We start from the raw sequence: 24191 nt of genomic DNA, 5'->3' as shown, positions 1-24191 counted from the left end.
CCCGGGCTGTTTTGATTAAATAATAGTCTTGTTAAAATCAGGCTGTCTGGCAACCGTGATGCGCTTTGGTAACATTATAGAAAAACTTCTGCATGTCCCAGGCTGAGGTCGGGCATCTTTCAGCACATAAACCGCAATGCAGACATACATCTTCATCTTTTACCATCACTCTGCCGGTAGCCAAGGTTCCTGACACTAATAATTCTTGGTCAAGATTTAATGCAGGTGCCATCAGTCGTGTGCGCAGGTCTTCTTCTGTGCCGTTTACGGTAAATGTAATGCAGGAAGTAGGACAGATATCCATACAGGCATCACACTCAATGCAACGATTCTCTGTAAATACGGTTTGTGCGTCACAGTTCAGGCAACGTTGCGCTTCTTTAAAACCTTCCAATACATTGAAACCCAGTTCAACTTCTTTTTTGCGGTCTTTCAGCGTAACAGATTTATCAGCCTGAGCTACTACAAAACGATGGTCGTTAGCAACCACACTATCATAGCTCCACTCATGGATACCCATTTTCTGAGAAACCAGATTGGTAAATGGTGCAGGTCTGTCAGTGATTGATTTGCCCTGACAAAATAAATCTATTGAGATAGCACCCTGATGCCCTTGTGCTACGGCCGTAATTACGTTTTTAGGACCTAATGCCGCATCACCGCCAAAGAATACTTTCGGATTGGTTGACTGGAAAGTAACGGCATCAACTTTAGGCAATTCCCATTTATCGAATTCAATTCCTAAATCGCGTTCAATCCAAGGGAAACTGTTTTCCTGTCCAATAGCTACCAAAACATCATCTGCTTCTATGAATACAGGTTCTTCACCAGTTGATACCAATGAGCGTTTGCCTTTTTCGTCATATACGGCATGTACTTTTTCAAAAGTCATTCCTTTCAATTGACCATTTTCTACCACAAATGATTTAGGCACGTGATTGTCTAAAATCGGAATATCTTCGTGCATGGCATCTTCTTTTTCCCACGGAGAAGCCTTCATTTCAGTGAAAGGACTACGTACCACTACTTTTACGTTTTCGCCACCTAAACGGCGAGAAGTACGGCAGCAGTCCATAGCGGTATTTCCACCACCTAGTACGATTACATTTTTGCCAATCTTGCTGGTATGCTCAAAAGCCACGCTTGCCAGCCATTCGATACCAATATGTATATTAGATGCTCCTTCTTTACGACCCGGTAAATCGCTTAAATCTCTGCCTCTTGGCGCTCCTGTGCCAATAAAAACAGCATCGTAATCTTTGGCTAAAACGTCTTTCAGACTTGAAACATAAGTTTTGAAATGGGAATGTATACCCATATCCAGAATATTATTGACTTCCTCGTCTAATACATGTTCAGGTAAGCGGAAAGACGGAATCTGGCTGCGCATCATACCACCGCCTTTGATTTGTTCATCAAACACATGGATTTCATAGCCTAGTGGAGCTAAATCTCTGGCAACCGTCAAAGAAGCAGGCCCGGCACCAATCAAGGCTACCTTTTTGCCATTGCCTTCTTTAGGCGCTTTGGGAATAAGATTCTTGATATCGCCTTTATTATCGGCGGCTACTCTCTTCAGACGGCAGATAGCTACTGGTTCTTCTTCTACTCTTCCACGGCGGCAGGCAGGTTCGCATGGCCTGTCGCAGGTACGGCCTAATACACCCGGAAATACGTTCGATTCCCAGTTAATCATGTATGCTTCGGTATAGCGTTCGGCCGCAATTAATCTGATGTACTCAGGCACAGGTGTATGAGCAGGACAAGCGTACTGGCAATCTACTACTTTGTGATAGTACTCGGGGTCATTGACGTTTGTAGGTTCCAACGGTGAATATTTTTTATAGTTAAGTCGTAAGTAAAACTACTCAATTTTAAAATTTAAAACCAAACAATATTTTGTATTTGGTAAAACTGGCAATGATTATATGAAATATTGTCAAGAAAGTACAAATTTTACATCTGCTTTAACTCACTAACCAGTTTGGTTAGCACTCCCTTGGCATCGCCGAAAAGCATACTTGTTTTAGGTTGATAAAAAAGTAAATTGTCGATACCAGCGTATCCGGCATTCATACTTCTTTTATTCACAATCACATTACGGGCGTTTTCTACATCCAGAATTGGCATCCCGAATATTGGCGACGATGGGTCTGTCTTTGCTGCCGGATTCACCACATCATTAGCACCTACTACCAATACCACATCGGTTTTGACAAACTCAGGGTTTATTTCCTCCATTTCTACCAGCTTGTCGTAAGACACATTACTTTCGGCTAATAATACGTTCATATGTCCCGGCATACGCCCTGCTACGGGGTGAATCGCATATTCCACATCAACACCTCTTTCTTCGAGCAATGTTTCCAGTTCATGAATCACGTGTTGGGCTTGTGCAACAGCTAAACCATAGCCAGGTACGATAACCACCTTTTTAGCGTAATTCATCAAAATGGCAGTATCTGAAATCGAAATATCTTTAATACTTCCTTTTACATCATTGCCTGCGGCACTCGCACCACCTGCACCAAATGCACCGAAAATCACATTGCTTAATGGGCGATTCATGGCCTTACACATAGCCAAAGTAAGAATCGTACCAGCCGAACCTACCAGAATACCTCCGGTAAGCATCACCTGATTCTGATACAAGAAGCCTCCAAAAGCCGCCGCCAGACCTGTAAAAGAGTTAAGCAATGAAATAACTACAGGCATATCTGCACCACCGATAGGTATTACAAACAAAACACCATACAATAGAGCAAAAGCAAAAAGCAATATTGGTAGCAGCATATGCTCTGGTTGCGCATAAACTATGTAGATCCCAAAAGCGATTAAGGCTACCATTACGACTGTATTCAATATATTATAAGACGGAATTCGGATTGGCTTTTTCATGGTTTCATTCAGTTTCAGAAAAGCGATGATACTTCCGCTGAAAGAAACTGAACCTATAATCATTCCGGCTATAATTGTTGCCAGCGCACCCGTTTTACCGATATTATGTTCGTATTCCATAATGCCAATCAAGGCCGCACAAGCCCCACCCATACCATTAAAGAGCGACACTAATTCGGGCATTTTCGTCATTTGTACGCGATTGGCTGTGAGCCAGCCTGCAACAGTACCAATACCTATCGCGGCTAAAATCAAAATGATTTTTAATGGCTCTCTTGAAGTATAGCCACCAGGGTGATTATATAGTAAGATAGTGCCTGCAATGGCTAATGCCATACCAAAGGCCGCATATAAATTTCCTCTTCGGGCGGTATCAGGGTGGCTCAACATTTTTAAGCCGATTACAAAAGTGACTGAGCCTATCAGGTAGACTATATCAAGAATATATTTTATCTCCATTGCACAAGATTCTTAGATAGATGGGTGTGTGTCTTTATTTTTTCTTGAACATTTCTAACATTCTGTCTGTTACGGCAAAACCTCCAACCACATTAAGCGTGCCTAATACTACTGCCACAAATCCCAGTGCTAATGCCAGTATATTATCCACAGGCGTGTTTAGCATTACGATAATGGCGCCAACAATCACCACACCATGAATCGCATTCGCGCCACTCATTAAAGGGGTATGTAGTACAGCAGGTACCTTACCAATCACCTCTACTCCCACAAAAACAGATAATATCAGAATGTATATCATCTCAATATTTTCGCCCAAAAAACTGACTATATCGTTAATCATCGTAAATAAGGTTATTAGAATATGATGTGTTGAAATATGAATGCGTATTTATTTTGTCACAGATGGGTGAACTACTTTGCCATCATGTACAATCAAAGAACCTTTGGTAATTTCTTCTTCCATTTCCCATTTGAAGCCGTCTTTAGTGGCCAGATGCAATAAGAAAGTAGCAATGTTTTTGGCATACAGTTCACTGGCATTCAACGGTAGGAGAGAAGGGATATTAGGTTCGCCCACGATGGTTACTCCGTGTTTGGTAACAGTTTTACCATATTCACTGCAAGCACAGTTACCACCTTGTTCTACTGCCATATCTACGATTACTGAGCCTAGCCTCATGCTCTTTACTACATCCTCAGGTACTAGCATAGGTGCTTTTTTGCCCGGTATCAAGGCAGTAGTAATCACTAAATCGGCTTCGCTGATATGTTTGGCTATTACCTCCTGTTGCTTTTTGAGGAAATCTTCTGAAACGCCTTTTACATAGCCACCCTCGATTTTGATGGAATCGTCGCCTTTTACCTCGATAAATTTACCACCTAATGATTGTACCTGCTCCTTGGTTTCAGGGCGAATATCACTTACCTCCACTACCGCACCTAAGCGTTTAGCTGTAGCAATGGCCTGTAAACCCGCTACCCCTGCACCCATAATCACTACCTTAGCAGGTTTGATAGTGCCTGCGGCAGTCATGAGTAGAGGGAAGATTTTACCTAAGTGATAGGCACCGATAATAACAGATTTATAACCCCCAAGATTGGCCTGCGAGCTCAGAGCATCCATTTTCTGGGCTCTGGAGATACGGGGAATAGCATCGACCGAAAAGGCAGAGATACCTTGTCTGGCAGCCGCTTCAATCAGGTCAGGATTAGTAGCCGCATACATAAACGAGATAGACACGGCCCCTTTTTTCATCTGGCCTACTTCTTCAACAGTAGGTGGGTTGACTTTCAGGACAATGTCAGCACCTGAAAGCAGAGAAGATTTGTTTTTCTCTACTTTAGCACCAATGGCTTCGTAAGCTGTATCTTCAAAAAAGGAAGAGGCTCCGGCTTCTTTTTCAATCGCACACTCAAATCCGGCTTGAATCAGTTGTTTGCAGACTTCGGGACTTAGGGCAACACGGTTTTCAAATGCTTTGGTTTCTTTGATTATTGCTATTTTCACAGGGTCGTAAACTTAGTTTTATGTCGCCTCTAATGTAGAAATAATTCAAATATTTATCAATATATTTATAAATTAAATTGAAGTTAAATTATCTATCGACACATAGGCTGTTTTTTGCCTATGTCTTATCCATTTTTTTCGACGTAATTCGTTGGAGAGAAACTATTTAGGTATGAAGATTTGAAAAATCTTGATACATTATCAAGGCAATTCGGGCAGATAATCTAATGGTAATAGTTCGCCTATTTTCTCATTGCCCCATCTACCCTCAAAAATAAAAGCTAAGGGGTTAATCAGATGCCCGTTTTTCTCAACCACAGCCGGAGATTCAATTAAAGAGATGATAGAAGTTTGCGGAATATTTTTTTGTCCAGCCTCAATAAATTGGGGCTCTTCAAATTCTTTATTATAAACAATGTATAAATGATCATTAAAGTCAATCGCAAACATATCATTATAAGGGCTTACGACATCACTCTCTTTCAGAGGAGTTCTTACCAGATATTGTACATATCTTGAAAAACCACTGGTAGCTAACTTCTTTAATGACTGTTCTGTTCTTAATTTAAGGTCGGTTGAATCGACTATTATTTTTTCTTTAGATGCTTCTGTAACAATATTACCTATGCTGTCGCGCTTCTCAGCTACCAAAGGCACAGACACCATTTTTCTTTTTTGTCTGATTAATTTGTGCATCACATATCCTTCTTCTGTCAGCCTGTTTTCTGTAAGAGCCTTTAGAAAATGTTGTGACGAGCCATAATAAGCTTTATTCCTATTCTCAATCCATTGTTTCTTTCTTCGGTCACTTTTGGTTCTCATTTCTTCAAAGAAAGGGTAGCCCCAATAGGTTGTATAATTCTCTCTAAAATTAAACCTGAATTCTTCTAGCTGATACTTCACTACATAACCCAACTCCTTGTTTTCGATTACCAGAGGCTCATCGGCTCTGATAATCAATTCAGAATCATCATTATTCATGCTGAAAGTCAAAGCCTTGGGATTTTTTAGTTTACATTCTTTTGACAGATTAGTTTTACCCATAAAACCTTCATCAAAAAGATGAAAGTATCTCGCATAACCATCTTTGATACGCTTGATAGTGACACCCTGAAGTTCTATCGCATCAGCATTCAACATTACCAGCAATTGTCTTTTTAAAGTATCGGCTTTTATTTGTAGTGAAAAGGTTTTATAGCCTACATAACTTATCACCAAATCAATAGTACCTGATGGCGCATTAGTGATTTTGAACCTTCCTTTATCATCAGTTTGTTGACCTTTCGTCGTATTACTGATAAATACATTGGCAAAAATCAAAGGCTTTTTATCCGCTGCATCAATTACGCGACCCTCAATGGTGAGCTGGCAAATGGCTGGTAGAGAAGAACTAAGTAAGAATAAAATGAATGTAATTTTTGTAAAGCGCATCTAATCTTTGTAGGATAAGTATTTCATCATTAATGGTACAAATGTATAACTAATTATTTAGTTATTTCTTGGAATCTTTAAAAAGATTAACAGGATTTTTATATTAACAGTTTATGGCTACCTATAGTGTAATTTGATATAAGTTTTAATTTATTTATAATTGAGTAAAATTTACGACCTATATGGAAGAACAAAAGAAAATTACCAAGCATTATGCGAACGACGAAGTAACGGTTGTGTGGCAGCCACATATGTGTATTCATTCAGCCATTTGTTTTCGTGGCCTACCTCATGTGTTCGACCCTCGTAAACGTCCTTGGGTGACACCGGAACATGAAAATGGGGAGAAGATTATGGCACAAATTGATAAATGTCCATCTGGCGCATTATCGTATTTTAAAAATGAAGTAGGGCAGGAGGAGAAACAGATTGATAGTGAAACAATAGTAGAAACCACCAAGAACGGCCCATTGTTAATTTATGGGAATATATCTATCAAAGATGCGGAAGGAAATATAACGAAGAAACATAAGGTAACAGCCCTGTGCCGTTGTGGTTCTTCTGAAAACAAGCCTTTCTGTGATGGTTCGCATACTAAAATAGGTTTCATAGCTTAGAGTGCTATCATAATTAAAAAGGGTATCATATATGATTTATGATACCCTTTTTGTATAAACAGAAAATATTAATCTTTTGATTCGCCACCTTCGGCAGCTAATTCAGCCAGACGTCTCTTTTCTTCTCTTGCTGATATAATAATACTTACTTCGTATAAAATATAAAGCGGGAATGCTACTAATAACTGACTGGTAATATCAGGCGATGGCGTAATAACAGCCGCTACAATCAGGATAACTACTACCGCATGGCGGCGATAGGTTCTCATAAATTTCGGTCCAATAACGCCTATCTTGGTTAATACAAAAATCGCAACTGGTAATTGAAAGGCTACTCCACAAGCCAGCGTAAGTGTAGCTAGCAAAGAAATATACGAGCTGATATCAAACTGATTTTCAATAGTCTCACTAATCTGGAAATTAACCAGAAAGTTAATCGCCAACGGCGAAACAATAAAATAACCGAATAAAACACCAGAAAAAAATAGAAAAGTAACATAGAAAACAGCTCCAGTGGCTGATTTCTTTTCTGATGGTTTCAGTCCGGGTTTTACAAAACGCCAGATTTCCCAGAATACATACGGAAATGCAAATACCAGACCTATAATTGCCGCAGAAGTAAAGGCCATGATAAACTGCCCTGATACCTCACGACTCATCAAGCTGAATTGCAGTTTGTCGACACAAAGACCTTCGGCTCCAACTGCTTTCCCTAATTTGCACATCATCCGGTAAGTCCAGAAATCTACTTTAGAAGGTCCTAATATGACGGTATCATAAATTTCCCCAATATAGACAAAAGCAACAATCATGAAGATAAAGATAGCAGCAGCAGCACGGATTAAGTGCCATCGAAGCTCTTCGAGATGGTCTAAGAAAGACATCTCTTTCCCTACTTCTTCTTTGCCGTCGTCATCGTAATCGTAATACGGAGTTTGATCTAGTGGCATTTTATTTCAATAATTTTCTTTCAAATATACGCAGGAAACGTATTCAGAGTTTACTTCTTAGCAGCAGTACTATCTTTTTCGATAGTTATTTTGCCGTTTTTCTTGTCTTCAGCGTATTTTTTGTTCAAACCTTCTAACACTAGCTTAGTAATATCAAGGTCTTCTTTGGCGTATAATACACCACCACCTTTCGAATAACCAATTACCATATCGTATTTATCCCCACCGTTGAAATCTTTCAGATAATCATGAATTTTGTTCAGAATATCTTCTGTTTTCTTCGCTTCTTCCTGTGCTAATACCTGTGCGTTTTTATCACGATAAGCCATCAGGTTTTGCTCTTCCTGTTGCAATTGCATCTGGGTAGTTTGCGCTTGTTCCTGAGTCATGTGGCCTTGTTGCGCTCTTTGTTGGAAGAAGGCTACTTTATTCTGGAATGTACGGGCTTTATTCTGCAGATCGTTTTCTAATTGGAATCTTTTATTTTCAGAAGCCTTGATGATGTCTTTATAATAATCATATTTGTTTAATAGAGTGTCTGTATTTACATAAACAATACGACCTGCTACTTGTTTTCCACCTGCTGTTGTTGAAGTAGATTCTGATTTGTCACAACCCCATGCGATAAGAGAAACTAATAGAACGAAAACTGAAAGTTTTTTCATTTGAAAATTAATTAGCGTACACCAAATGCTTGTGTACTATTAAAAGTATTTGATTAATGATTTTTTGCAAATAAAGCCTGCAAAGATAGATAAATCCCTCAAAAAAAGAGGGATTATATATGTTTTATTTGGTTAACTGCTTGAACTGATAACCAGCTAAAGCTGAAAAACCGCCTACCAAACCACCAATAAGTGCCATAATAGTAAAAAATGAAATGGTAAACGGCACACTTTTCAGGAATTTAAGGCTCTCGGCAAATAAACTACCAATACGGTTAAGCATTAGGCCGTCAGACGAAAGATTCAGATAAAGCGCATAAGCTACCCATAAAGTAATGATGGCTGCGGCTCCGGCTAAGAAAGAACTGCCAGCCGATTTCGATTTCATCATTCCTACCAGAAAGGCAATAGGAGCAATAACCCACCAAGGTAAAAACAATTGTGCAATAGCACTGGCGACGAGGATAATTATATAAGGCATTTGATGATTTCGTTTGAGATTGACTAATTCTTATTTCTTTCCGCTGATTTTAGTGGTCGAGATAATTTTTCCACTTTTTTCATCTTTTGTTTTCATAAAGAGCAATTCGTTCAATTCACCTTTGGCCCATTTATCAACCATATTATCATAATATGGGCTTCCCGGATTACCCGATTGTCCACCCGGATATAATCCATAAGCTTTCGGCCACTCTTTATCCAATTGCACGACCATACGCCATGAAGGCCCATGCGATTCTGAAGTGGCATTTACAATGCCCGGGCCACCACCATTCGGAATATCTTGTCTGCCAAAACCCGGAAGCCTGCCTAAGTGATTAATATCTGTACTTTTTACTTTTGTCCAGGCCCAGGTTTGAGCATCTAATGGTCCCAGTTTAGCAGTCAAAGAGTCAACAGTAGCTTTAAAACTGCCTCTTACAATATCTTCCACCGTTTCTACTTTATCTTTCGTGTTTACATTGTCAAACCATTTAGACTTTGGCTGATTTTTTATCATATCCCATGTAAGGTCTCTTGTAGGATAACTCATTGGGTCTTTCTCACTTTGCGCAGAAAAATCGTCTTCCCAAACCCAGATTCTTAATTCTTTAACCCATCTCTCAAAAATCGTAGCACCAACCTCATACGGGTCGTTTTTCATATTCCATTTAACCAATGTCTGATAGGCTGCATTGTTTTTATTAGCAGAATCAGCCGCCAGTATCTTCATAACATCTGGCAAGAGTCTGCGTGCCTCTACGTTGAAGTTGTCATTCTGTACCGAACGCAAACTATCAATGGTTGCTTTCTGCATCGCCTCTAATCTTTCATTGATGCGGATACCTCTTTCAGAAGGGGCAAATTTCCAACCTAAATAATAAGGATAAGTAGGGTCAGTAGAAAACTGGTTGGCCGAACTCACAAATCCGCGAGGTGGATTTTTCACCGTTGGATTCTGGTCGGCAGGTATCCAGCCTTGCCAATCATGGGCAGGGTTAGAGCCATCCAATATAAATTTCCCTTGCTCTTTCCATTTCAAAGGCAATTTACCATTAGGCGTAATGGCAATGTCGTTATGATTATCAGCAAAAATGAAGTTCTGCGCAGGGGCTTTATAATAAAGAAGCGCCTTGCGATAATCGTCATAATTCTTTGCTCTGTTCAGATAATAGAAGCCCATCAAGTCAGAGTTATCTAATTCATGACCTACCCATCTCATGGCATGGCCGATAGGTACATTTTTATTTGTATTCTTTTCGCTGGCATGGTTGTATAAAATCGGGCCATGATGGGTATAGAAAACGGTGTCCATCAACGATTCTTTGCCTTTAATCTTAAATTCTTCAATCTGCATCGTTACAGGTTTCCAGGCACCGTTATACCAATATTCTTTCTGGCTTTTATCCTTGAATTTTATCTGATAAAAATCCATCACATCAGAGCCTACATTAGTTACGCCCCAGGCAATATCTTTATTGAAGCCAATTGTTACCCCCGGAGTACCAGGTAAACAAGCACCGTAGACATTCATGGTTGGCGTACTTAACTGCATCTGATACCAGATAGATGGTAAAGTCAACCCTAAGTGAGGGTCATTCGCCAGAATTGGTAAGCCAGAAGCTGATTTGCCACCCCCAACTGCCCAGTTATTGCTACCAATCTCTGGTGTAGGTGCTGCTATATTAAAAGCTACTCCTTCATCTTTTTCAGCTGGTTTAGCCGCAATTTCAGCAGGAATTGCCGGAACAGGCACAGGGGTAAATTCCCATTTTGTACCTACAGGAATAATCGGCGACTCTATAACCGGATAATCAGGAAATAATTCTTTGATCACATCCGGGCCATATTTAGCCAGTGCATTGCTCATTCTGAAATCTTCACTGCCACCGTTCAATACCTGACGCATATTCATCAGCATCAATATCGTTTTATACGGCGACCATTCTTCCGGTTGATAGCCGATGATTTTATATTCTACGGGTAAATCTTTGTAAGATAATTGCTTGATATAGGCATTTACTCCGGCTGCATAAGCAGTCAGGACTTTAAAGGCAATATCCTCTTTTTTGAAACTGGCAGCGATTTTCTTAGCCGCCTCTGCCATACCCATGCGGCGATTGTAGCGGTCAAGTTCAATGGCTCTTTCACCCACTACTTCTGATAATCTGCCGGAAGCGGCCAGTGTATAAAACTCCATTTGCCATAGGCGGTCTTGTGCTACCAGATAGCCTTGTGTAAAATAAAGGTCGTCTTCATTTTGCGCAAAAACGTGGGGCACACGGTTATCGTCGAAAACAACGCTAACTTCGTCTTTAATGCCGTCTAGCTTAAGTTCGTCAGGAGAAGATTTAGTGCCGCCATTTTGCCAGAAACCCTCAAACGGGCTGAATAATTTTCCGAGAGCGGGCAAAGCTCCCAAAGGTCGGTTCAGGATGTAAGTTAGACCAGCAGCTATGAGTAAACTTACAAAAAACTTGATGAATTTCATAGATAATTCAGTATTGAAAAGGCAGGATTTTGGTTAATAGTTCGTCCGAAATCAGTTATTTGCTTCAGAAATAATTCTTTACTAAGAATACATTATCAGTATGCAAACATACTATTCATTCTGTTGCGAATGTAATGAAAAGAATTGAAGATTTTATTATTCAGATGATTTTTAGGATTTTTTTAATATCTTTTTAGTGCTTTATTTACTATAGTAATCTTTAAGCAAAACAGGCTCAACCAGTAAAACCGATTGAGCCTGCCTGACAGATTATTATATCAATTACTCTTGCATCAATTTCTCCAAAACCACTTTCCAGTTCTCATAAGCTTCCCGATAAGCCATAATGGCTTCTGATTGTGGTTCTATTACTTTCAGCTTTATCAGTTTGCTCATCGCTTCTTTAGGTGTGCTATAATGTCTTACCCCATATCCTGCGCCTAAAGCTGCACCTTTTGCTCCGTCAGTATCATATAATTCAATCGGCGTATCAGTAATATTTACTAATGCATTGCTGAAAATATCACTCAAAAACATATTGGCTTTTCCGGCACGGATAACTTTCGGTTCCACACCATTGGCCTGCATGATCCCTAATCCATAATTAAACGAGAAAGCAATGCCCTCTTGTGAAGCACGGAAAACATGCGCCTGTGTATGGTTATTTAAATCAAGGTTATGGAAAGAAGCGCCCAGAATACGGTTATTCAGCATACGCTCGGCTCCATTACCAAAAGGCATCACTAAAAGGCCATTGCTACCGATGGAAATTTGTTCAGCCTGTTTGTTCATATCCGGGTAAGTCAGGTCTTTACCGAAATTATCTTTTGCCCAACGATTCATAATGCCCGTGCCATTGATACATAAGAGGATACCTACACGATTGGCACCATCTATTTTATGGTTGACGTGTGCAAATGAATTGATACGCGATTGTGGGTCATAAGAAATCTGGTCGCTTACGGCATATACTACACCCGATGTTCCGGCAGTAGCCGCAATTTCTCCCGGGTTCAATACATCTAACGAAAGTGCATTGTTCGGTTGGTCGCCAGCCTTATATGTAACAGGCGTACCTGGTTTTATCTCTAAAATATCAGCGATCAATTGTGTTACTTTTCCGTGCTCACTAAACACAGGTCTAATTTCAGGAATCACACTTTCATCAAACCCATAATAGTTTAATAAGTCTTTTGATACGCTATTTTCCTGAAAATCCCAGAAAATACCTTCTGATAAACCCGAATTAGAAGTAGTGATTTCATCAGTCAGCATCATAGCTATATAATCACCCGGTAACATGATTTTATCACATTGTTCAAAAATATGAGGCTCGTTGGCTTTTACCCATGCCAATTTAGATGCAGTAAAATTACCCGGAGAATTTAGTAAGTGAGTCAGACATAATTCTTCACCCATTTCACTGAAAGCCTTATCGCCAATCTGTACAGCTCTGCTATCACACCATATAATTGAGGGGCGTAATACTTTTTTATCTTTATCTACCATCACCAGACCATGCATCTGATAGGCAATACCAATGGCACCAATCTCTTTTGAGTCGAATTGCGTAGATTCCTGTTTGCCCAAAGCATTGACACGTTTGATGGCCTCAATGGTATTGTTCCACCACATTTCAGGGTTTTGTTCTGCCCAGCCTGCAAAAGGCGAGGAGATAGGCGCTTCTACATCGGGGTATTGTGCAGAAGCAATCACTTGTTGAGTATCAGCATCTACCACCGATGCCTTAATAGAAGAAGTACCAATATCGATTCCGAGCAGTAACATATTTGCGTAGGTTGAATTTTTAATTGTCAAAGTTACACTTTTGCTTAAGCAAAACAAAATCTATCCGGATTTGGCTTTGTAGGCTGTATGGTGGCTTCTGCTTTCTGAGTGGATATTCTTTTGTATTGTTAATTCTGGTATTCCTTAATTCCAAAATCTTATCTTTAATGCGCTTCTTTTCTCACCTGACAAGCTTGCTGTATCGAATAGCTCTTTATAAAAAGGCATAGGCTGGAGTCTAGGTTCTGAACGAAATTAATGCTGATACAATAGTTTCTGTATTTCAAATGCCTAAATTTATTCTACGGCTTCTTTGAGATACACTGGTTCGGTTATTTACTCAAATTAAGCTACCTTTGCAGACTTATTACTATTGAATCGTGCAAAATAATTATTATTTCTTACGGCAGCTCACCAGACAAATAGAAGCCAGAATTACCGGACTGAAACTCATGGAGTGTTTTAGTCAGGAAAAAGATGAATTGGTTTTGGGTTTTGCTGCTGCCCGCGGAAAGAAGAAAAACTATAAAGAATTCTTCATTAAAGCCGTCGTTTTCCCTGATTTCTCCTCTTTATATTTTACCGACCAGTTTGAAAGGGCTAAGAAAAACAGTATTGATTTATTTAATCAACTGATGGATTTAGAGGTGACAGGCGTGCGGCAGTTTCTGAACGAACGATGTTTTGCTATTAATTTTGAGCAGGGCTTTTCGATTGTTTTTAAGATGTATGGCAATCGGTCAAATATAATTCTGTTTCAGGAGGATGAAGTAATAGACCTTTTTCATAGCAAAATTGTCGCTGATAAAAACCTCAGAATTAGTACATTAGACCGCCCGATAGACCAATCTCATGAAGCCTTTCTGGCAAATAATGAGGATTATCGAAAGCTATTCCCGACGTTTGGGAAAGTAGTGAATGCTTATCTGGAAGAAGAAGTACCAATTACGTGGCCGAAAATAAAAGAGGTACTTGATAAATTAGAAAATCCGAAATACTATATTATTCGCTGGGAGCATCAATTGCACTTATCGCTGATACCTTTGGGCGAAGTGCTGCAAGAGTTTCAACAACCCATCGAGGCCATCAATGCTTTTTATATCCTTTATAATAAGGTCAGTTCGCTTGATAAGGAAAAAGCAGAGATTTTACGGAAACTGACGAAGGAGAAGAAACAAACTGAGCTATATCTGAAAGATGCGTATCAACGACTAGAAGCCGTAGACTCAACCATCAAAAATGAAGAAATAGGGCATATCCTGATGGCAAACCTGCATCAGATTCCGGAACGAGCCGAAAAAGTAGAATTATTCGATTTTTATCGGGATCAGGATATTACGATTAAATTGAAACCCGAACTCTCTCCTCAAAAAAATGCAGAAAATTTCTATCGAAAGGCTAAGAACGAGAAGATAGAAATTGAGAAAATCATGGAAAACATAGAAAGCCGTGAAGACCTGCTGAAAAATCTGAATCTGCATATTGAAAAGATAGAACAAGCCGAACATCTGAAAGCCCTACGCAATTATTTGAAAGCTAATAAACTGGTTCGTACTTCTTCGCAAGCCGTCAATTATAAAGAGTTATTCAAACGATTCGAAGTCGAAGGTTTTGAAATTCTGGTAGGGCGTAATGCAAAAAACAATGACCTGCTTACCCAGCAATATGCGTATAAGGAAGACCTTTGGCTACATGCCCGCGATGCACAAGGGTCGCACGTAGTAGTGAAATATAAAGCAGGCAAAAAGATACCCAATACAGTAAAAGAGTCAGCGGCTTCTTTAGCGGCTTATTATTCTAAACGACGCAATGAAACGCTGGCACCCGTGATATTGACGTTGAAGAAATTTGTTAGAAAAACAAAAGACTTAGCCGAAGGGCAGGTAATTATAGAGAAAGAAGAGGTAGTAATGGTAGAACCCAAGATGCCTAATTCATGACATTCAGAAACCGCCTGCAATATTTATTAGTCTGGAAGCTACGGATATCTAACCGGAGTGCGCTGGAACTCATACTGTCGGGCGAGGTTATGGTGAATGGTTTGTCTGTAAATACCAATGTAGAATTAAATCAGACAGACGAAGTAATTTATAAGAATGAGCTATTAAAAGAAGGGAAAACACTCATCTACATTGCCTTCTATAAACCTCGTGGCATAGAGACTACATTGAATAATGCTATTGCTGATAATCTGAAAGACATTCTTCCATTTGAAGAAGAGCTTTTTCCGGTAGGGAGGCTGGATAAAGCCTCAGAAGGACTGCTTTTCCTGACAAATGATGGCACGCTTTATGATAAAATACTCCGTAATGAAAACAAGACTGAAAAGGAATATATTGTAACTGTCGATAAGCTCATTGACGAACACTTTCTGGAATCAATGGCTAGTGGTATCAGAATCATGGGGAAAATGACTTTGCCATGCCAGATAGAAAAGATTGATGATTTTACTTTCAAAATTATTCTGATTCAGGGACTAAACCGCCAGATTAGAAGAATGTGTTATAAGTTGCATTATGAAGTGTTGAGGTTGATACGCGTTCGGATGGGTACTATTGAACTGGGAGATTTAGGGGTAGGAGAGTATCGGGTTTTGGAAAACTATCAATCATAAGGATACGTTCGAATATTAAAATTTCTCAGAACCCAATAGAATCATTTGGATACCCTAAGATAAGCTTTAACTTTGGTTTTAAGAAGGTGATTTTTAAAAGTACCAATGGTGTTAATAGTGACTAATCTTCATACCCTAAAAAATGAAAAAAATCAAAGCAATTCTGCTAATCTTCCTGGTGGCTACGTGCCTTACCGGCTGTGACTTTATTAGTAATACTTTCAAATACAAGGATAAGACCAAAGAATTTGTAGAGTTATTAATAAAAGAAGACTACAATAAATGTATTGAATTGATGGCTATGGATCACGAAATGGCTAAAGGCACTGATATGGTAGCCTTGAAAACAGGATTAGCCAGTTTTAGAAAGATCATAGTTGACAACTGGGGAACAGAACTGGAGTTTACTTTTATGAGAGCTGAAAAGAAGTTTTCAACTGTTAAAGAGAATAATACTCCTCCAAATACCGCACTTGTATTAGTGGAGTTTAGTGGTAAGGATAATATTGGCATCTTTCAACTATTGTTTGATGATACATCTTTAAAGATTATAAACATCAAAACGCTTGAGGTAAAAGAACCAATGCCGTCAATGACATTTTTTTGGATTTTCGGCTTATTGGCCGCTTGTATTCCTATCTTTAATATTGTTGTCCTAACACGTATCTATCAAAGCGACTTAACGAAGAAATGGCTAAAATATATAGCTGTGCTTTTTTTAAATGTTCCAGCAATCACTTATGCAGCAACAAGCGGTCTTTCTTTTAAACTTCTGAACTTCCAGATTTTATTTGGGATTAGCTTTGCTTTCATGGGTTACCTCAATTCGTATTGGACCTTTGGAATTCCAATTGGCGGACTTTATTGGTTCTTTAAACTCAAACAAAGGAAAATCGAGGAGGTATACATTTCTCCTATTGAACCTAATGAAGTTCAACCAGAAGATGATAATGACAAATCAAATATAGAATAAAAGCACTCAACTCAGCTATTGGAAGCAAGTACTGACGACTATTAAAGAGATAAACTAATAAAAAATATGGCAGTAGGATTTACACCAAAGCACATAGAGAATTTCTCCCTAAACGATCTTACAGAAGAGCAGTTTCTTGTGCTTGCGGTAGACACAGCTCAAAAACTAGCCTGGAAAATAGGCTACCTGAGCAAAAACGGACTTGTTGCGTATACAGACAAGGGTATGTTTTCGTGGAATGCTGAAATCACAATCAAAATAGAAAATGATGTGGCCAGTATTGAAAGTGCATCGGCAGGCAATGAGATGGTAGATTGGGGGAAGAATAAGAAAAATGTAAATAATTTCATTTCAAATCTTGAAGAGCTAAAAGCCGCTTCTGCAAAAGAAGAACTTGAAACAAAATATCAGGGATTACAGCCATACTTTGTGCCGGACGAAGAAGACATTTTAAAATTGCCTCCAGCAACAAAACTAGAGCAATTCAAAGATTTCCTATCTATTTTCAAACCTGTACCGGGTTATTTTATAACACCTATCCTCCTGAATATTAATATCCTGATATTCATTTTAATGGCAATCAGTGGCGCAAACATTATGCAGCCAAGTAGCGAAAGCTTGCTGAATTGGGGGGCAAATTTCAAACCCTTGACTTTAGGAGGCCAATGGTGGCGTATACTTACCAGCTGTTTTATCCATATAGGCATTTTTCATCTTCTCATGAATATGTATGCATTGGCCTATATCGGTATTTTATTAGAACCGCTTTTGGGTAAAACCAGATTTATTACTGCTTACTTGTTAACCGGAATCACGGCTAGTATGACAAGCCTATGGTGGCACGACATCACCATTAGTGCAGGAGCATCAGGCGCAATTTTTGGGATGTATGGCGTGTTTCTAGCCTTGCTGACTACTAATTTCATTGAACCATCGCAAAGAAAAAGCTTATTAGCCAGTGTCTCAGTTTTTGTCATTTATAATCTGATTTTCGGGCTGCGGGGCGGTGTTGACAATGCCGCGCATATCGGTGGCCTGGTGGGTGGAATCATCATCGGCTATGCTTTAATTCTTAGTTTTATTGAGTCTGATGGAAACAAATGGAAATATGGTACATTGGGTTTATTGTCAGTTTTAATTCTTGTATCTTCATTTGTTGTTTATACAAAACTCCCCAATGATATAGGCATTTATGATTCTAAAATGCAAAAATTTTCTTCTATGGAATCAATGGCATTGGAAGTCTATAATTTACCGGATAGTACATCAAACGAACAATTGATGCACGAGATTAAAGACAGAGGAATTTATTATTGGAATGAAAATATAAAAATCATCGATAGTTTTAAAGAATTGAATTTGCCTTCTTCAATAGAGACCCGAAACAAACTTTTAAAAGAGTATTGTCAATTACGCATTAAAAGCTATGAGTTAATCTATAAAGGGGTTGCCGAAAATACGAACCAATATAAAAGACAAATAGAAAATAACGATAAACAGATAGAGCTAAAAATTAAAGAATTAGAGGGTAAATAATAGCTATTTAAACCATTTATATTTTCAGTTTAGCTCTTTTGTCAGGCAATAAAAATATGGGTGCCACAAACGTGACACCCATCAGAATATCTATTATAGATATTCACTTTGAATCAACTTTATAGTCCCAGCAATATCTTTGGTGGCAACGGGCTGACCTAATGCCGTAAATTCCCAGCGTGCGCCTTGTGTGCGTTTTAATTTTGCCATTAGCATTGATACGTGTCCACTATAAGCTGGATCAGACGATAGATTGAAATTGGCAAATACGTTCTTTGGGTTATGATGTTTGCCTTCCATAATCCTGATTTTCGAATAAGGAATAGCCGCAAAATCCTGTTGTCTGTATGAGTTCAGATAAAAGAATATCGTGTCTACACCGGCATCAATCTTTTCTAAATTGATACTGATAACCTCGTTATCTTTATTATCTGCTCCACTATCACCCATTCTATCATCTCCACTATGCTTAATGGCTCCATTTCTCGATTTCAGGTTATTGTAATAGATAGTTTCAATTTCCTTCTTGTTTTTGTCAAAAAGCGATACTGAACCATCCAGGTCAACAGCTTCGTCATTGTTAATCAAACCAAAAAAAGCTTTGTGTTTGATACTTCCCCAGTCTAGGCCGACGGTAATTTCTTTTAAATCGATTCCATTTTTTTCTAATGAAATCCTTGAGTTCTTGGTCAGGTTTATCATGGAATTATAGATTAAAAGAATAAATCAACTAAACCCTGTAATTCGGTCATAGAGCCCTGCGAAGTAGTATCAAAGAACCATTCATTGCCCGATTTCTTGACCTTAGCAAATACTACTGAATTCTCAGTAAAGTGAGATGCATCAAGGTCATATCTGGTAATTTCTTTTTTACTATCTACATCTATCACCCTGATATAAGCATCCTTCAACAAACCAAAGTTATGCCCACGGTTAACGGCATCGTGGATAGACACACAGACTGCCAATTCTTTGGCATCAGGTGTAATGCTTTCCAGGTTTGCCAGAATTATCTCATCATCATCTGCCGCCGAGCCTGTACGGTTATCACCCATGTGTTCTACTGCCTTATCCGGTGATTTCAGGTTATTATAGAATATGAAATAATCATCTGATAATAATCGGCCATTGGCACCCAGAATAAATACTGAGGCATCAAGGTCTACGGTTCTGCCTGTTTGTTCCCAGCCTAATCCAATCATTACTTTGTTAAGTCTGGGCATTTCTTTGGTAAGGTTAATTGAACTACCTTTTTTTAAATTAATCGACATTGTTTTTTATAGTTTTATTGTTTAAAAAAATCATTTAATAATTTATCTACATCCGGCTTTGGGTTCGCTGATTGGGGTAATTGATTACCCGATTGATTCAATTCATTGAACTTCTGCTGAATCTCATTCATGCGTTCCTCTTTCTGCTTTTCCGACTCAATGGCCAGTTGGTTCTTCAATTGCGCCAGATCACTTTGTACGCTCATATCATTTTCCATTTCTCTGAACTCCCTGTTCAACCCATGAGTCATAGAGTTCAAAGCAGTCAGACTTTCTGCTTCGGCGGCCAGTTGGTTAATCTTATCTTCATACTTGCTCATATTGGCAAGGGCACTTGAGTTCAATCTGCCCAACGATTCCGAGATTTGTTTCTGAGCCTTGGCACTTTCAGCCTTAGCAGCATAGATTCGCTGTTTGGTTTTGGCTTCTTCCAGCTTAAGTTTAAATTCGTCCAACTGCACATTTAATTCTTGCACCATATGACGCGAGTTTTCAGCCAATACGCCATATTCAATTTCTTTCTTTTCGGCCAGCGCTTTTTGCGAAAGTGCTTTTTTAGCCAGTTCTTCATTGCCACTCTGCAAGGCATTCGCTGCTTTCTGATACCACGAAATACCTTCTAGTTTAAACTGCTCATGGTCTTTTTCAAGCCTCAGTTGGTTAGCCATGGCAATAGATAAAGCCTTGGTTATCTGAGCAATAGCTTGTTCTAGTTCTGCTACTGCCAGCTTCATCATCTGCACCGGGTCTTCGATTTGGTCGAGGGTGTCGTGGGCTTTTGATTTACTGATATTTAGTATTCGTTTAAGTAAGTTTGTCCACATATTCTGCGTTTGTTTTGTGGGGACAAAGCAAGAGAATAGGCAGACAGCCCTCAAGATACTTTTGATGATTGGATAGAAATCAGGACGGCGACGTTTGAAAATCTGATGGATTTTTGGAGAAGTGGAGAAAAGAGAATGGAAAATGGAGAAAGAAGAATTTAGAAATATCAGGATGTACAACAAAAAAAAGACCACCCAATGGGCGGCCTTTTTGAATCCAAACTTATATCCTAATGTATCTATTTTACTCGTCTTTGTCTACAACGCCATCCTGGTCACCTGGTTTGGTATCCATTAGGGCATCTGCATCACTAGCTACTGCGGCTTTGATTTTGTCTTCCAATTCAGACAATAATTCAGGATTATCTTTCAGCATATCTCTCACGCCATCACGTCCTTGTCCTAATTTACTGCCATTATAAGAGAACCAAGAGCCAGCTTTTTTCACGATTTCAAGGTCTACTGCCAGGTCAAGTACTTCACCTGCTTTAGATACACCTTGTCCGTAAAGAATATCAAACTCTACTACTTTAAACGGAGGAGCTAATTTATTTTTCACTACTTTCACACGGGTGCGGTTACCTAATACATCTTCACCATCTTTGATAGCACCGATACGGCGGATATCAATTCTGACAGAAGCATAGAATTTCAGGGCATTACCACCGGTAGTAGTTTCAGGATTACCGAACATCACCCCAATTTTATCACGCAACTGGTTGATGAAAATACAGCAACAACCTGTTTTATTAATAGTACCTGTCAGCTTACGCATGGCTTGCGACATCATACGTGCCTGAAGACCCATTTTACTATCGCCCATATCGCCTTCCAATTCGGCTTTAGGTACAAGCGCAGCTACAGAGTCAATCACACAGATATCCACTGCGCCAGAGCTAATCAGGTGTTCTGCAATTTCAAGCGCCTGCTCACCGTAATCAGGTTGAGAGATAAGTAGGTTTTTGGTATCAATACCTAATTTTTGGGCATAAACACGGTCGAAAGCATGCTCTGCATCAATAAATGCGGCTATTCCACCTCCTTTTTGTGCTTCTGCAATCGCTTGCATGGCTAAGGTTGTTTTACCAGAAGATTCAGGTCCATATATTTCAACAATACGTCCTTTTGGGAAGCCGTTTATACCCAACGCAAGGTCAAGTCCAAGTGAGCCAGTCGAAATAGAAGGAATTTCCAAAACTTTTGTATCGCTCAATCGCATTACTGTACCCTTACCAAAAGTTTTATCCAATTTCTCCATCGTTGTTTGGAGAATCTTCAATTTGTCGCTGGTTACGTCTTTTTCTGCTGCCATTTTTATGTATATAAGATTTGTTTGTTACTTATTTAAGATTGGATAGTTACTTAACGTTAGCTGTCGAAATAAAATTTTCTTGTATCAGTCGCTGAAAATTTACTATTAGATTTGATACCACTAATACATTCTCAATTTTTTTCTCAGTCTGCTGCTGACTTGCCAGTTTTAGTAAATCAAAGCAATCTAAACGTTTTTTCTTGGTTTCAGTTGTGCTTAGAGCATCTTTAACACTTTTGCTCCGGTATTTTGTTTTAAGTACAGCCATTTTTTTTAATTATTTTTCAAGTAAGCCTTTCAAATTACTCAAACCTGTGGCAAAATCTTTCCCAACTGCTTCGTTCATATCCATAAAGGCAAGCATCAGATTGGTTGGATAAGCCATTTTTCCTACAAAACCCCATTTCACTTTGGTATGGGTAGAGTCCACGCTTTCAGTAGCCATATATGCATCGCTCGACGAATCAAATGGCTTCATAAAATGTAGATTATAATCTACTCTTTCGCCTTCAACTATATTCTTGATTTCCTGTTCACCTTTACCTACATTGCTATCTTCACTATCCCAGGCTGATACAAAACCAACAGTGCCATCAGTGCCTTTAAATTCTTTCTTCATGTTAGGGTCTATTTTCGCCCATACACTATAATTGTTCTGGTTTTTGAGCATTTTTATATAATCAAAAACCTCAGCTTTTGGCTTGTTAATCACTACTTCTTTTTCAACTGCATAATCTTTTTTGATAAACAAAGCCGCAATTAAACAAACGGCAACAATACCAAGAATAACAAATAGGATAGTTTTTAGAATTTTCATTTTTTTAAAATTTAAGGTTAATATTTATTCTGTTGACAATAGCTGTTAATCGGTTCGCTGCGCGATGTATTAAGCCACTTTTTATCAAACTCCTCAACCCGTTTATTCTATCCTTTTCCTCTTCTATGCGTATATGATATATCTTACCTTTTAATAATTTTACAATAAGCCAGATTACCTAATTTCATTTTTTTTCTTTACTTTCCTCCCCCAAAGAAAAATGCTCAATCGGGGTATCTGGTAGTGCTTAGGTTTTTATAAAAAAAGTACAATTGAATTTTTAAAATTTCTGTGCCTTGTTTTAAGCCTTTTGCTAACAGTTTTTTCTGAATACTTTTATTAACGCTCGACCTTTAAGACAATACAAAGGTATATAAAATTAGAATATTATGCACCAAAAAAATGATAAACGGTTTTTTTTAATGATGAATGGATTTTATAATTGGAAATTTTTTTGTATAGCGTTTTTTGTTGGAATTCTTTCAAAAACACAGGCTCAGACCAATACAAATTCACTTGAAAATACTTATTCTTATAACAAGTCTAAACTTGGAAAAGTTCAATTTAAGTTCTCGGCTTTGACCTATGTCAGAAACAACGAATACTTTAATAATATAGCCGATGGTTATACTCTTTTTGGCTATTATCTGAACCCTAGAGTGAGCTATCAACCCCATGAAAAAGTATCTATTGAATTAGGTGGTTTTGCCCGAAAAGAGTTCGGTACCAATGGTTTTAAGGAGATTCAGCCTACTTTTACGATTCAGGTAAAGCAGAATGACTGGCGTTTTTTATTCGGGAATATAGAAGGAAATATCAATCACCGGATGGTTGAGCCAATGATGAGTTTTGAGCGTTTTGTGAGTGCTCCGTTAGAGCATGGCGCACAGGTGAAATATCAAAAAACTACAACGCTGAAAAACAGTAATCTCACCGATGAAACTTTCTTCGATTTCTGGGTTGACTGGCAGCGCAGCACAGGCCCAGGACAAACACATCAGGAATATATCTGGAATGGACTTTCTTTTTATAGCCCTGCCTTGCTGGTAAAAGGCTTTAAGATAAAGGGATTGGTACAAGGAAGTATCTATCACATAGGCGGGCAGAATATCCAGACATTGCAACCGGTAGCCACCCGTTTAAATACAGCATTAGGAGTGAGAGTGCAGAAAGATTTTCTGGGTAATCAGAGCCTTGTGGCTGATAATTATTATGTAGGCTATTATGAATCGCCATATAAAGGAACGGCCTATTACCTGAACGGTTATTGGCAACACCCTAAATTTCAGGTAGGGGTAAGCTATTGGTTCGGGCATTTCTTCTATTCACCTATGGGGAATGACTTATATCAATCATACTCCCGCAAATTCAATAGCAATGGTTATTATGAGCCGTATAGGAGTATCCTGACATTAAGATTAGTCAAAGACTGGAAAGTGATAGATGGATTGAATATTTCTCTGAGAGTAGAACCACATTATGATGTGCAAAATGGTATGTTTGAACATTCAGAGGGCTTATATGTGAAATATCAGTTGAATTAATAGATAAAAAC

General features: G+C 38.7%; 22 protein-coding genes. 6 read left to right on the top strand and 16 right to left on the bottom strand.

The window, feature by feature from the left end; all coding sequences use genetic code 11:
• Nucleotides 1-37: 37 nt before the first annotated feature.
• The 5 genes from ACYVFA_RS26035 to ACYVFA_RS26015 all read right to left on the bottom strand — a co-directional run bounded on the left by ACYVFA_RS26035 (nucleotide 38) and on the right by ACYVFA_RS26015 (nucleotide 6298).
• Nucleotides 38-1828 (bottom strand): FAD-dependent oxidoreductase, encoded by a 1791-nt coding sequence (locus ACYVFA_RS26035; protein WP_460474794.1) that lies wholly within the window; start codon nucleotides 1826-1828, stop codon nucleotides 38-40.
• A 128-nt stretch (nucleotides 1829-1956) separates the two neighbouring features.
• Nucleotides 1957-3357 (bottom strand): NAD(P)(+) transhydrogenase (Re/Si-specific) subunit beta, encoded by a 1401-nt coding sequence (locus tag ACYVFA_RS26030; protein ID WP_460474793.1) that lies wholly within the window; start codon nucleotides 3355-3357, stop codon nucleotides 1957-1959.
• A gap of 34 nt (nucleotides 3358-3391) precedes the next feature.
• Nucleotides 3392-3700, bottom strand: coding sequence for an NAD(P) transhydrogenase subunit alpha part 2 (locus ACYVFA_RS26025; protein WP_220275200.1), 309 nt, complete (start codon nucleotides 3698-3700; stop codon nucleotides 3392-3394).
• 48 nt (nucleotides 3701-3748) lie between these two features.
• Complete coding sequence (locus ACYVFA_RS26020) at nucleotides 3749-4867, bottom strand: NAD(P) transhydrogenase subunit alpha (protein WP_460474792.1); 1119 nt, start codon at nucleotides 4865-4867, stop codon at nucleotides 3749-3751.
• Nucleotides 4868-5068: 201 nt separating this feature from the next.
• Nucleotides 5069-6298 carry a carboxypeptidase-like regulatory domain-containing protein gene (locus ACYVFA_RS26015; protein WP_460474791.1) on the bottom strand — a complete coding sequence of 410 codons (1230 nt, stop codon included), beginning with the start codon at nucleotides 6296-6298 and terminating at the stop codon, nucleotides 5069-5071.
• Between the two features lie 182 nt (nucleotides 6299-6480).
• Here ACYVFA_RS26015 and ACYVFA_RS26010 point away from each other — a divergent pair, with 182 nt between their 5' ends.
• Nucleotides 6481-6915: a (4Fe-4S)-binding protein gene (locus ACYVFA_RS26010; RefSeq protein ID WP_460474790.1), complete on the top strand. Its 435-nt coding sequence runs from the start codon at nucleotides 6481-6483 to the stop codon at nucleotides 6913-6915.
• Nucleotides 6916-6983: 68 nt separating this feature from the next.
• On the opposite strand, the gene tatC is transcribed toward ACYVFA_RS26010, so the two are convergent.
• From tatC to ACYVFA_RS25985, 5 genes are all read right to left on the bottom strand, one after another.
• Nucleotides 6984-7865, bottom strand: a complete 882-nt coding sequence (tatC, locus tag ACYVFA_RS26005; RefSeq protein ID WP_460474789.1) for a twin-arginine translocase subunit TatC — start codon at nucleotides 7863-7865, stop codon at nucleotides 6984-6986.
• A gap of 50 nt (nucleotides 7866-7915) precedes the next feature.
• Nucleotides 7916-8530 carry an OmpH/Skp family outer membrane protein gene (locus ACYVFA_RS26000; RefSeq protein WP_460474788.1) on the bottom strand — a complete coding sequence of 205 codons (615 nt, stop codon included), beginning with the start codon at nucleotides 8528-8530 and terminating at the stop codon, nucleotides 7916-7918.
• Between the two features lie 124 nt (nucleotides 8531-8654).
• A complete protein-coding gene (locus tag ACYVFA_RS25995) occupies nucleotides 8655-9011 on the bottom strand; it encodes a hypothetical protein (RefSeq protein WP_460474787.1) in 357 nt (118 codons plus the stop codon).
• A gap of 30 nt (nucleotides 9012-9041) precedes the next feature.
• Nucleotides 9042-11501: a penicillin acylase family protein gene (locus tag ACYVFA_RS25990; protein WP_460474786.1), complete on the bottom strand. Its 2460-nt coding sequence runs from the start codon at nucleotides 11499-11501 to the stop codon at nucleotides 9042-9044.
• 282 nt (nucleotides 11502-11783) lie between these two features.
• Nucleotides 11784-13289 (bottom strand): xylulokinase, encoded by a 1506-nt coding sequence (locus ACYVFA_RS25985; RefSeq protein ID WP_460474785.1) that lies wholly within the window; start codon nucleotides 13287-13289, stop codon nucleotides 11784-11786.
• A gap of 380 nt (nucleotides 13290-13669) precedes the next feature.
• Between ACYVFA_RS25985 and ACYVFA_RS25980 the strand changes: the two genes are divergently transcribed.
• From ACYVFA_RS25980 to ACYVFA_RS25965, 4 genes are all read left to right on the top strand, one after another.
• Nucleotides 13670-15229 carry an NFACT RNA binding domain-containing protein gene (locus tag ACYVFA_RS25980; protein WP_460474784.1) on the top strand — a complete coding sequence of 520 codons (1560 nt, stop codon included), beginning with the start codon at nucleotides 13670-13672 and terminating at the stop codon, nucleotides 15227-15229.
• Nucleotides 15226-15903: a pseudouridine synthase family protein gene (locus ACYVFA_RS25975; RefSeq protein WP_460474783.1), complete on the top strand. Its 678-nt coding sequence runs from the start codon at nucleotides 15226-15228 to the stop codon at nucleotides 15901-15903. The genes ACYVFA_RS25980 and ACYVFA_RS25975 overlap by 4 nt, the downstream gene beginning before the upstream one ends.
• A gap of 142 nt (nucleotides 15904-16045) precedes the next feature.
• Entirely contained in the window at nucleotides 16046-16876 is an 831-nt protein-coding gene (locus tag ACYVFA_RS25970; protein ID WP_460474782.1) for a hypothetical protein, read from the top strand.
• Between the two features lie 66 nt (nucleotides 16877-16942).
• Nucleotides 16943-18412: a rhomboid family intramembrane serine protease gene (locus tag ACYVFA_RS25965; RefSeq protein WP_460474781.1), complete on the top strand. Its 1470-nt coding sequence runs from the start codon at nucleotides 16943-16945 to the stop codon at nucleotides 18410-18412.
• A gap of 93 nt (nucleotides 18413-18505) precedes the next feature.
• On the opposite strand, the gene ACYVFA_RS25960 is transcribed toward ACYVFA_RS25965, so the two are convergent.
• The 6 genes from ACYVFA_RS25960 to ACYVFA_RS25935 form a co-directional block, all read right to left on the bottom strand.
• Nucleotides 18506-19114 (bottom strand): TerD family protein, encoded by a 609-nt coding sequence (locus ACYVFA_RS25960; RefSeq protein ID WP_460474780.1) that lies wholly within the window; start codon nucleotides 19112-19114, stop codon nucleotides 18506-18508.
• Between the two features lie 11 nt (nucleotides 19115-19125).
• Complete coding sequence (locus ACYVFA_RS25955) at nucleotides 19126-19683, bottom strand: TerD family protein (protein ID WP_460474779.1); 558 nt, start codon at nucleotides 19681-19683, stop codon at nucleotides 19126-19128.
• A gap of 14 nt (nucleotides 19684-19697) precedes the next feature.
• Nucleotides 19698-20507, bottom strand: coding sequence for a PspA/IM30 family protein (locus ACYVFA_RS25950; protein WP_460474778.1), 810 nt, complete (start codon nucleotides 20505-20507; stop codon nucleotides 19698-19700).
• A 244-nt stretch (nucleotides 20508-20751) separates the two neighbouring features.
• Nucleotides 20752-21819: a recombinase RecA gene (gene recA, locus ACYVFA_RS25945; protein WP_460474777.1), complete on the bottom strand. Its 1068-nt coding sequence runs from the start codon at nucleotides 21817-21819 to the stop codon at nucleotides 20752-20754.
• A gap of 46 nt (nucleotides 21820-21865) precedes the next feature.
• On the bottom strand, nucleotides 21866-22087 hold the full coding sequence (locus ACYVFA_RS25940; protein WP_460474776.1) for a hypothetical protein: 222 nt from the start codon (nucleotides 22085-22087) through the stop codon (nucleotides 21866-21868).
• 9 nt (nucleotides 22088-22096) lie between these two features.
• Nucleotides 22097-22636, bottom strand: coding sequence for an SRPBCC family protein (locus ACYVFA_RS25935; RefSeq protein WP_460474775.1), 540 nt, complete (start codon nucleotides 22634-22636; stop codon nucleotides 22097-22099).
• 422 nt (nucleotides 22637-23058) lie between these two features.
• On the opposite strand from ACYVFA_RS25935, the gene ACYVFA_RS25930 reads away from it, so the two are divergent.
• Nucleotides 23059-24180 carry a hypothetical protein gene (locus tag ACYVFA_RS25930; RefSeq protein WP_460474774.1) on the top strand — a complete coding sequence of 374 codons (1122 nt, stop codon included), beginning with the start codon at nucleotides 23059-23061 and terminating at the stop codon, nucleotides 24178-24180.
• The last annotated feature ends 11 nt before the right edge of the window (nucleotides 24181-24191 follow it).

The organism is Emticicia fontis, assembly GCF_054779675.1.
The sequence above is the reverse complement of the archived record's forward strand: the minus strand, read 5'-3'. Positions and strand labels throughout refer to the sequence as shown.